This window comes from Mesorhizobium sp. M7A.F.Ca.US.011.01.1.1 (genome assembly GCF_003998295.1).
In the GTDB taxonomy this organism is placed as follows: Bacteria; Pseudomonadota; Alphaproteobacteria; order Rhizobiales; family Rhizobiaceae; genus Mesorhizobium.
On the sequence record NZ_RZRT01000032.1, the window covers coordinates 63,632 to 72,576 of the forward strand.

9 protein-coding genes are annotated in these 8,945 nt (G+C 63.8%); 1 reads left to right on the plus strand and 8 read right to left on the minus strand.

From position 1 onward, the window contains the following. Positions 1–73: 73 nt before the first annotated feature. From EOA13_RS24500 to rsfS, 6 genes are all read right to left on the minus strand, one after another. A complete protein-coding gene (locus tag EOA13_RS24500; RefSeq protein ID WP_127296237.1) occupies positions 74–589 on the minus strand; it encodes an RNA pyrophosphohydrolase in 516 nt (171 codons plus the stop codon). Positions 590–745: 156 nt separating this feature from the next. Beyond that, positions 746–1,924 (minus strand): divergent polysaccharide deacetylase family protein, encoded by a 1,179-nt coding sequence (locus EOA13_RS24505; RefSeq protein ID WP_127296238.1) that lies wholly within the window; start codon positions 1,922–1,924, stop codon positions 746–748. A 211-nt stretch (positions 1,925–2,135) separates the two neighbouring features. Next, entirely contained in the window at positions 2,136–3,467 is a 1,332-nt protein-coding gene (locus tag EOA13_RS24510; RefSeq protein ID WP_023811786.1) for a S41 family peptidase, read from the minus strand. Next, entirely contained in the window at positions 3,468–4,805 is a 1,338-nt protein-coding gene (locus tag EOA13_RS24515; protein WP_127296239.1) for a murein hydrolase activator EnvC, read from the minus strand. Positions 4,806–4,929: 124 nt separating this feature from the next. Beyond that, positions 4,930–5,412, minus strand: coding sequence for a 23S rRNA (pseudouridine(1915)-N(3))-methyltransferase RlmH (rlmH, locus tag EOA13_RS24520; protein WP_023811784.1), 483 nt, complete (start codon positions 5,410–5,412; stop codon positions 4,930–4,932). A 27-nt stretch (positions 5,413–5,439) separates the two neighbouring features. Further along, positions 5,440–5,817, minus strand: coding sequence for a ribosome silencing factor (gene rsfS / locus EOA13_RS24525; RefSeq protein ID WP_013529073.1), 378 nt, complete (start codon positions 5,815–5,817; stop codon positions 5,440–5,442). A gap of 242 nt (positions 5,818–6,059) precedes the next feature. Between rsfS and EOA13_RS24530 the strand changes: the two genes are divergently transcribed. After that, complete coding sequence (locus EOA13_RS24530) at positions 6,060–6,911, plus strand: mechanosensitive ion channel domain-containing protein (RefSeq protein ID WP_127296240.1); 852 nt, start codon at positions 6,060–6,062, stop codon at positions 6,909–6,911. A gap of 9 nt (positions 6,912–6,920) precedes the next feature. Here EOA13_RS24530 and EOA13_RS24535 read toward each other — a convergent pair whose 3' ends face one another. Together EOA13_RS24535 and EOA13_RS24540 are read right to left on the minus strand one after the other, a co-directional pair. After that, a complete protein-coding gene (locus EOA13_RS24535; protein WP_127296241.1) occupies positions 6,921–8,204 on the minus strand; it encodes an MFS transporter in 1,284 nt (427 codons plus the stop codon). A 68-nt stretch (positions 8,205–8,272) separates the two neighbouring features. Beyond that, positions 8,273–8,905 carry a nicotinate-nucleotide adenylyltransferase gene (locus tag EOA13_RS24540; RefSeq protein WP_164780297.1) on the minus strand — a complete coding sequence of 211 codons (633 nt, stop codon included), beginning with the start codon at positions 8,903–8,905 and terminating at the stop codon, positions 8,273–8,275. Between the last annotated feature and the right edge of the window lie 40 nt (positions 8,906–8,945).

The following is an 8,945-nucleotide window of genomic DNA, read 5'->3' on the forward strand; positions in this document are numbered from 1 at the left end:
ACCCTTCGCGTGGTAGTGGATACATCAATAGGACCGCCGGGCCGGCGCGGCAACCGCGGTTGTTGTATAGCGGCTATTGCACCAGATGCCGGAACGCCGCCACCACATCCTCATAGACATGGCGCTTGAACGGCACGATCAAGTCGGGCAAATCCTGCATAGGCCGCCATGCCCATTCGTCGAACTCGGCGGTGTGGCCACCCGGCGGCGGGTTGATCTGGATCTCGCTGACGTCGCCGTGGAAGCGAAAGGCGAACCATTTCTGCGTCTGGCCGCGATACCGGCCCTTGAAGGCGATGCCGACGAGATGGTCCGGCAAATCATAGTTGATCCAGTCCGGCGCCTCGGCCAGCAGCGAGACGCCTCGCATGCCGGTCTCCTCATAGAGTTCGCGCTCGGCCGCCTGCAGCGGCTCCTCGCCCTTGTCGATACCGCCTTGCGGCATCTGCCAGAGCTGCGTCGTGCCGGCAAATTCGCTGTCCGGTTCGGCAATCCGGTGCCCGACCCAGACCAGGCCCTGGGCATTGAGGATCATCAGCCCGACACAGGGACGGTAAGGCAGCGTTTCGCGGTCGATCTTTTTAGCCATGCGTGATGGGGTCCAGCCGTTTTGAGAATTCGCTCCGGTGAGGCAGGTGGCGAGCGGTTTCGAGACCCGGAGCGGAGCGTACTTAAAGTACGTGAGCACCGGAAGCGCAGAAAACGTCGCCAGATGCCCGCCGGAGTAGAATTATCAAGACGGCTGTTAGCCTTTTTGGGGGTCAATGGCCACCGCTGAAATCGGCACGATCTCGATGCCGCGCTTCTTGGCTTCGACCACCCAGGACGACACGGTATCGACCGTCAGGTCGAAGGCCGAACCGATGCCGACGGCAGTGCCTTTGGCCCGCGCGGTCGCCTCCAGGCTGTCGAGCTTCTTCAGGATTTCGCCGCGATCCTGCACGGCATCGATCGCCATGTCGCCGGAGACGAAGGGCACGCCATCCCTGAGCGCCAGGTCCGGCGCCAGGCTGCGAGCCGACGAGCCGTCATCGATATAGGCGAGGCCGCGTTTGCCGAGCTCGGCGATGAACGGCTCCATCGCCGCCGCGTCGGCGGAAAAGCGGGCGCCCATATAGTTCATGACGCCGGTGTAGTTGGTCGTCCGCGACAGCGCCCAGTGCAGGCTTTTCAGGTTCTCATCCGCGCTCGCCGCCACCGTCAGCGTGTTGCGTCCCGGATTGACCTTGGGATAGTCGAACGGTTCGAGCGGCACCTGCATGACGATCTCGTGGCCGCTCTGCCTGGCTGCCTGCATCCAGCGGCCGATGCTGTTGCCTTGCGGCGCGAAAGCCAGCGTCACTTCCGCCGGCAGCTTGGCGATGGCCGCCTGGGTGCCGGTCTGCGAAACCGAAAGCCCGCCGATGACGATCGCCACCCGTGCGCCGCGCCCGCCCGACCAGGGCCGCGCATAGACGTCGAACGGCCGCCTGCCATCGGCGGCGCGCACCGGCAAAGGCCCGGTCTCGCTGGCTTCGATCAGCGCCTTGTCTGGAATGTGCGCGATCTTCAGGTTCTGGCCGATGGTCGACGGATCGCGAATGACGATCGCTGCCTTGGGCGGCCCATCGCCCTCCTCCGTCTGCACATGGATGATCTGCGGCCCGCCTGATTTGACCGGCGCCTCCGGCTTCGGTGCCGCCGGGGCCAATGCAGGCGGCGCGGCGGCAGGCTCGGCGGCCGCGGTCACTTTCGGTGTTGAAACGGCAACCTCTTGCGGCTTTCGAAACGGCTTTTCCCTGAGCGCGATCGCGCCGGAGACGCCTGCCACCGCCAGCACGGCCACGGTCGCCATGATCGCACCGCCGCTGAGCTTGCCGGCGGCGCGCGGCGGCCGGACTGCCTGTCCGAGCGGGCGTTCGATGTCCTTGCCGATGTCAGCCAAGCCTAATCCCCGGGCGCATGGCTCCGAAGGCGAAGCCGCTTCGAAAGGACATGCGCGAATTCATCAATCCCGGCGCACCCCGCGCCATGTCTCGGGAGCATTGCCTCACCCCCCGAATCAAACTGCCGGAACCTTTCGGTCCCGGCAGCATCGCATTGCTTCCATCAGGCTCAAACAGAAAGATGGAGCGGCGCGCGGCCGCTCCAGATCCTTACTGGTTGAGAACCGCCTTTTGCGGATTGGGCGGGAAGGCCGGATCGGTCTTCTGGCCGCGCAGCAGCTGCTCGGCATAGATGAGCTGCAGATCGTCTTTCGGATCCGGCGGCACATAAGCTGCCGAGCCCGAACCGGTCGTGCTCTCATCGGCGCCCTTGATATGGCCCTTGAGGTCGGATTCGCCGCGCGTCAGGTCCCTGCCCTGTAGTTCCGGCGGCAGCGGCTGGTCGACCTTGATGTCGGGCGTGATGCCCTTGCCCTGGATCGACTTGCCGGACGGCGTGTAATAGAGCGCCGTCGTCAGCCTGAGCGCACCATTCTCGCCGAGCGGAATGATGGTCTGCACCGAACCCTTGCCGAAGGACTGCGTGCCGACCACCGTGACGCGGCGCAGGTCCTGCAGCGCGCCGGCGACGATTTCCGAGGCACTGGCCGAACCGCCATTGACCAGGACGATCATCGGCTTGCCGTTGATGTCGTCGACCTGCTTGGGCTTGGCGTCGAAGCGGGTGACGTCCTTGGGGTCGCGGCCACGCGTCGAAACGATCTCGCCGCGGTTGAGGAAGGCATCGGACACGCTCACCGCCTGATCGAGCAGGCCACCCGGATTGAGGCGGAGATCCAGAACGTAGCCCTTCAGCTTGTCGTCGGGAATCTGCTTCTTGATGGTGTCGATGGCGTTCTCGAGGTCGTCATAGGTCTTTTCGGTGAAGGAGGTGATCTTCATGTAGCCGATGTCGTTCTCGACCCGGAACTTGACCGCCTTGACCTTGATGATGTCGCGCACGACCGTCAGTTCGATCGGCTTGTCGGCGCCCTGGCGCAGGATGGTCAGCTTGATCGGCGTGTTGACCAGGCCGCGCATCTTGTCGACCGCATCGTTGAGGGTCAGGCCGCGAACTTCTTCGCCATCGATCTTGGCGATGTAGTCGCCGGCCAGCACGCCTGCCTTGGCGGCCGGTGTGTCGTCGATCGGCGTGATCACCTTGACCAGATCGTTCTCCATGGTGACTTCGATGCCGAGGCCGCCGAACTCGCCCTTGGTCTGGACGCGCATATCCTGCGCCTGCTCGGCATTCATGTAGGAGGAGTGCGGGTCAAGCGAGGCCAGCATGCCGTTGATGGCGTTCTCGACCAGCGACTTGTCGTCGGGCGGTGTCACATACTGTGCCCGCACCCGCTCGAAGATATCGCCGAAGATCGCCAGTTGCTTGTAGGTCTCCGACCCTGCAGCGTTCGCCGCCGAGCCGGGTGCGCCATAGACCAGGCTCATGGCGGACGCGCCCATCAGCGCACCGGCAAACAGAAGCGACAGTTTCCGCATTATTCACGTCCTTCCAGAAAAACGGTCCGCCCACCATGGGGCCGGATCGACGGGTTTTCCATCCTTGCGGAACTCGACATAGAGTTCCGGCGTGGCATTTCCATTCTTCGAAACCGAGGTGCTCGCCACCCGGGCCTCTCCCATCGCACCGATCGGCTCTCCTGCAAGCACTGATTGACCGGTCGCGACGCTGATTCTGCTCATCCCCGCCAAAACGACATGATAGCCGTCGCCTGCGTTCAGGATCAAGAGTTGACCATAAGAGCGAAACGGCCCCGCATAAAGCACATTTCCATCCGCCGGCGCGGTAACGATGGCTCCCGATTGTGTCGCAACCATGTCGCCAAGCATCACCGCGCCGTTACCGTCATCGGCGCCGTATCGCCGTTTGATGCGGCCGGTCACCGGCAGCGCGATCTGTCCTTGCAAGGCTGAAAAGGGTGCCGCGGCGGCAAGTTGGTTGCCTTCCGGCACCGGCAGCGACGCCAATTCCGCCGGCGCAGATGTGTTGTCGCGATCCGCCGTCTTCTGCTCGGCGGCCTTGGCCGCATCGGCGGCCTTGCGGTTCTTGTCGGCCTGCGCTTCGAGCGAGGCGATCAACTCTTTCAGGCTGCCGGCCTTGGCCGCCAGCGCTTCGGATCGCTGCTTTTCCGCGGCCATTTGCGTTTGCGTGTCGGCTTCGAGCTTCTGCTTGGCCTCCAGCAGCATGCCGAGCCGCTTCTTTTCCGCCGTCTGGTCGCCGACCGCCGCCGTCAGCCGCGCCCGTTCGGCCTCGATCGACGCCGTAATCCTGGTCTGTTCCTTAAGGTCGGCCAGCAGGCTATCGGTCTGCTGGCGCAGTTCGGGTACCACCGCGCCGAGCAGGATGGCGCTGCGCACCGACGACAGCGCGTCCTCGGGCTTGACCAGGATCGCCGGCGGCGGGTTGAGGCCCATGCGCTGCAACGCGCCCAGCACTTCGGCCAGAACGTCGCGCCGCGCCATCAGCGAGGCGCGGATCTTCTGTTCCTGGCCCTTCAGTCCTTCCAGCCGGGCGCCGATGTCCTCGATGTCCTGGCCGAGCTTCTGCTCGGTCATCGCCGACTGGATCAATGCGGCGGTGATCGAGGCGTGATCCTTCTTGATCGTCGCGATGTCGGCGGAGAGTTTGGCCAATCGTTCCGACGACAGCGTGATCTCCTTCGAGACCCGTTCATATTCGGCCCGGCTCTGATCCGGATCGGGAGCCATGTCGAGCGTGTTTTCCGCTCGCCCCGCATGCAGCGACAGCACAAGTACCGCCGCCGCGATGCCGCAGCGCGCGCGCCAGGAGCCCGTTCTTGATTTGCTGTCTTCAGACATTGAAGCCCGACTCTATGCGTGGCTTCGTTAACGAACAATCAACCATGTTCGAAACCGCCCACTCGATGCAATCTTGCCTCGGCATTGGGGCGGAAATCCGGGTGTGTCGCACCAATTCACCGGTTTACGAGCGATGGTAGGGATGTCCCGAAAGGATGGTGGCCACACGATAAAGCTGCTCTCCCAGCATCACGCGCACCAGTTGATGCGGCCATGTCAGCAATCCGAACGACATCACCAGTTCGGCCTGGTCGCGCAGCGACTGATCGTGGCCGTCGGCGCCGCCGATGGCGATGACCAACGCCTTGCGGCCACCGTCACGCAACAGGCCGAGGCGCCCGGCGAAATCTTCCGAGGAAAAGCTTTTGCCGCGTTCGTCAAGGAGGATCAAAGCGGTTCCGGGCTGCAACTGCGTCTGCAGTTTCTGGCCTTCCTCACGCCGCCGCTCGTTGGCGGTCTGGCCGCGCCCCTCGGCAATCTCGGCAATGCCGCCAAATTCAAGCCCCACTACCGGGCCGCTCTTGGCGAAACGCTCGAAATAGCGGTCGGCCAGCAGCTTTTCGGGGCCGGCTTTCATCCGGCCCACGGCATGAACTGATATCTTCATCCTCGCCTTGTAAGCCGCGCGAACGACTTAGTGGAGCGTTTCTTCCTCGAGGTCCGGCGCCTGCCACATCTTTTCGAGATTGTAGAATTCGCGGACTTCGGGGCGGAAGACATGGACGATGATGTCGCCAGAATCGATCAGGACCCAGTCGGCGCCGGATAGCCCCTCGACGCGCGCGGTGCCGAGACCGGCATCCTTGATCGCTTTGAGAAGATGATCGGCGACAGCCGCGACATGACGGTGCGATCGGCCCGAAGCGACGACCATGTAGTCGCCGAGGCTCGATTTCCCCTGGATGTCGATGGAGACAATGTTTTCGGCCTTGGAGTCTTCCAGACTGGCAAGGACTGTCTTGATGGCGCGGGACACGGCGTCGTCTACGCTGATCCTGGCCGGCGAAGGCATGATATCGGCCTTCTTCCGCAGTGCTGTTCTCAGTGTATTTCCTTTCGCAGCAAGAACAACCAAATCACCCCTTGAAGCAGGTGACACCACTTAGATAGGCAGAGTTCCCTGACAGTTTCAAGACGGGACCCTGCCTCGCACGAACGTATTGTCGCTCTTGTGGTTCCGCCGCACGCCGGAAAAGATCGGAACCCTCACCGCCCGCATGGGTTATCGGCTCACCGACCAACCGGATTTCCCCCATGCCGATCGACCCGCAAAACGCTTTTCTCAGCGTCCAGGCTGGCCTCGCCCAACTGAGCACGCTGATTGTTTCGTACTCCTTCTCGGCCATCGGTGCCGTCATCCTCTTGATTGTCGGCTACATCGTCGCCGGTCTTGCCGAACGTTCGATCTTCGCTGGTCTCGGCCATATCCATGGTTTCGACGCGACGTTGCGGCATTTCTTCTCGAAGATCGTCCGCTACGCCATCCTGATCCTCGTCACCATCATGGTGCTCGGCCAGTTCGGCGTGCAGACGGCCTCGATCATTGCCGCGATCGGTGCCATTGGCCTCGCCATCGGCCTGGCGTTGCAGGGCACGCTGCAGAACATCGCCGCCGGCATCATGCTTCTGGCGCTGCGGCCGTTCCGCATCGGCGAATCCGTCGAGGTCGGTTCGATCGCCGGCACGATCGAGGAGATCGGTCTGTTCGCGACCAAGCTCAGGACCGCCGACGGGGTCTACATATTGGCGCCCAACTCGACGCTATGGAACCAGCCGGTGCGCAACTTTTCGCGCAACGGCGTACGCCGCAGCGACATCATACTCAGCATCGGCTCCTGGAACGACATCGACAGGGCGCAGAAGACCTTGCTTGCCATTGCCGCGGCCGAGCGGCGGATCAAGCGTGAGCCGGCACCGATCGCTTTCGTCTCGACATTGGGCGACAGCACTGTTTCGATTGCCTTGCGCTATTGGACTTCGTCGGCGGACTTCTTCGCCACCCAGACCGATCTCACCAAGCGCGCCAAACAGGAATTCGATAGCGAAGGCATATCGATCCCGCTGCCGCCACCGGAAGCGCCCCAACCCGAAGCCCGTCGACAATAGGCGGTTGGCTCAGTGCCGGCCCTCATCGTCCGGTGCGAAGGCAAGTTCAACCGGCAACGGCGCCTGCGCCGTCATCGGTGCGAAACTGCCGGTTTCACCGACCGGGACCGCACGCGTCGTGAACACGCGCAAAAGCACGAACAGGCAGAAGGCTGCGGCGATGAGAACAGCCACATAGATGAAAGCCTGCGTTCCGAAGACGGCTGAAAGCGCCGTCACGATGCCGGGCACGACGAAACCCGACAGCGACCAGGCAAACAAAAGCGAACTGGACAGCGCCACCATGTCGTCCTTGCCGGCGCGGTCGGCGGCATGTGCGCTGGCCAGCGAATAGATCGATTCCGAGGCGCCGTCCCACACGATATAGATCACAACCAACGCGGCCAACGCGCCGCCATCGAACCCGAGCGCAAACAGGCCGGCAACCATGGCGAGCGCGGATGCGGCGATCAGCACATAGCGACGGTCGGTTCGGTCGGAAATCCAGCCAAGCGGGATCTGCAGGATCAGCGTGCCGAGAGGCATCGCCGAAAGCAGCAGCGCCACATCGGCCTGGCTGTAGCCCTTGGCCGTGGCGTGGATCGGCGCAAAGCCAGCAATCGACATCGACAGGCCGCCGACCGCAAGCATGCCGGCGACGCCGACCGGTGAAACCCGCCAGGCCCGGCGCAGCGCCACCGAGGCCGCCTGCGGTGCCGGCGGCTGGGCAAGTTTGGTCATCCCGACGGGGAGGATCGATAGCGCCGTGAAGACGATGCCGATCAGCGGCGCATCCGCTGTCCTGATATCGACCAGCGCCAGCGTCGCGTAGCCGACGCCGAGCCCGGCGACATAGGCGACGTAGAAGAAAGCCATCACCCGGCCGCGGATGGCGTTGGCAACGGCGTCGTTCAGCCAACTCTGCGCGACGATGAACAGGCCGCAGATGGCAAAGCCGTAGAGCGCGCGGGCGGCTATCCACAGCAGCGGATGGACCCCGGCGCCGACAGCGGCGTTGGCCAGTGCGATCAGCGCCGACAACACCATGAAGGCACGGGCATGGCCGACCCTTCGCACCAGCGGCCCGGTCAGGATGCAGCCGGCGAGCCCGCCGGCCGAAAGTCCGGTGATGATCAGCCCGGCCCAGGTCGGATCGAAACCCTCGGCGCCGAGCCGGACCGGGATATAGGCAAACATCAGCCCGTTGCCGACGGCAATCAGCGCCATCGACACGATGACGCTGGCAATCGCGATCAGCGGTGTGGGCTCGGCGCCCTGCTCGGCTTCGCTGCGGATTTTCCTGGGAATCGACATGCCTGCTCAGGATTGCCCATGAAACTGGCAAAGGGAGCGATAAAAGCGACATGGGCGGACGGGCGGGCTCACCCCTTCGCCAGCTTGCGGATCGCGCTCGATGACAGCGACGAGCGCGGGCCGTGGATGAAGGTCCAGGCCGGCGCCTTCATGCGGGCAAGCCGCGGCGCATCGCCTTCGTCGACGCGGGCATAGTCGAAGGTCTTGGCGACGACCGAGGACAGGAACGACAGCGTCGCCCCCGGACGGTCGATGACGGCGATCGGGAAAGTCATGACAATCTCGCGCCAGCGCTGCCAGCGATGGAAATCGCGCAAACTGTCGGCGCCCATGATCCAGACGAAGTCGACACCGGGATTGCGCGCCTTGACCAGCGCCAGCGTGTCGGCGGTGTAGCGGACATGATGGGTGGCTTCGAAAGCGGTGACCTTGATCTTCGGGTTCTTGGCGATCTGCTCCGACAGCTGCAGCCGCTCGCCCAGCGGCGCCAATTCCCTGGTGTTCTTCAGCGGATTGCCCGGCGTCACCATCCACCACAGCTGGTCGAGCGCCAGGCGTCTGAGCGCAATCTCGGCGACCAGCGCGTGGCCGGCATGCGGCGGATTGAACGAGCCGCCGAACAGGCCGACGGCGAGGCCTTTCTCGGCATGCGGCATTTTGAGATAGTGGGAGGGAACGGGGGGGTGGGAAGGGGATAGCATCGCGCTAGGCACCCCCCTCTGCCCTGCCGGCCATCTCCCC

Coding starts and splice junctions, on each gene's coding strand:
- EOA13_RS24515 (WP_127296239.1), bottom strand. CDS start 4,805: ATGTCTGAAGACAGCAAATCAAGAACGGGCTCCTGGCGCGCGCGCTGC.
- rlmH (WP_023811784.1), bottom strand. CDS start 5,412: ATGAAGATATCAGTTCATGCCGTGGGCCGGATGAAAGCCGGCCCCGAA.
- EOA13_RS24530 (WP_127296240.1), top strand. CDS start 6,060: ATGCCGATCGACCCGCAAAACGCTTTTCTCAGCGTCCAGGCTGGCCTC.
- EOA13_RS24500 (WP_127296237.1), bottom strand. CDS start 589: ATGGCTAAAAAGATCGACCGCGAAACGCTGCCTTACCGTCCCTGTGTC.
- rsfS (WP_013529073.1), bottom strand. CDS start 5,817: ATGCCTTCGCCGGCCAGGATCAGCGTAGACGACGCCGTGTCCCGCGCC.
- EOA13_RS24540 (WP_164780297.1), bottom strand. CDS start 8,905: ATGCTATCCCCTTCCCACCCCCCCGTTCCCTCCCACTATCTCAAAATG.
- EOA13_RS24535 (WP_127296241.1), bottom strand. CDS start 8,204: ATGTCGATTCCCAGGAAAATCCGCAGCGAAGCCGAGCAGGGCGCCGAG.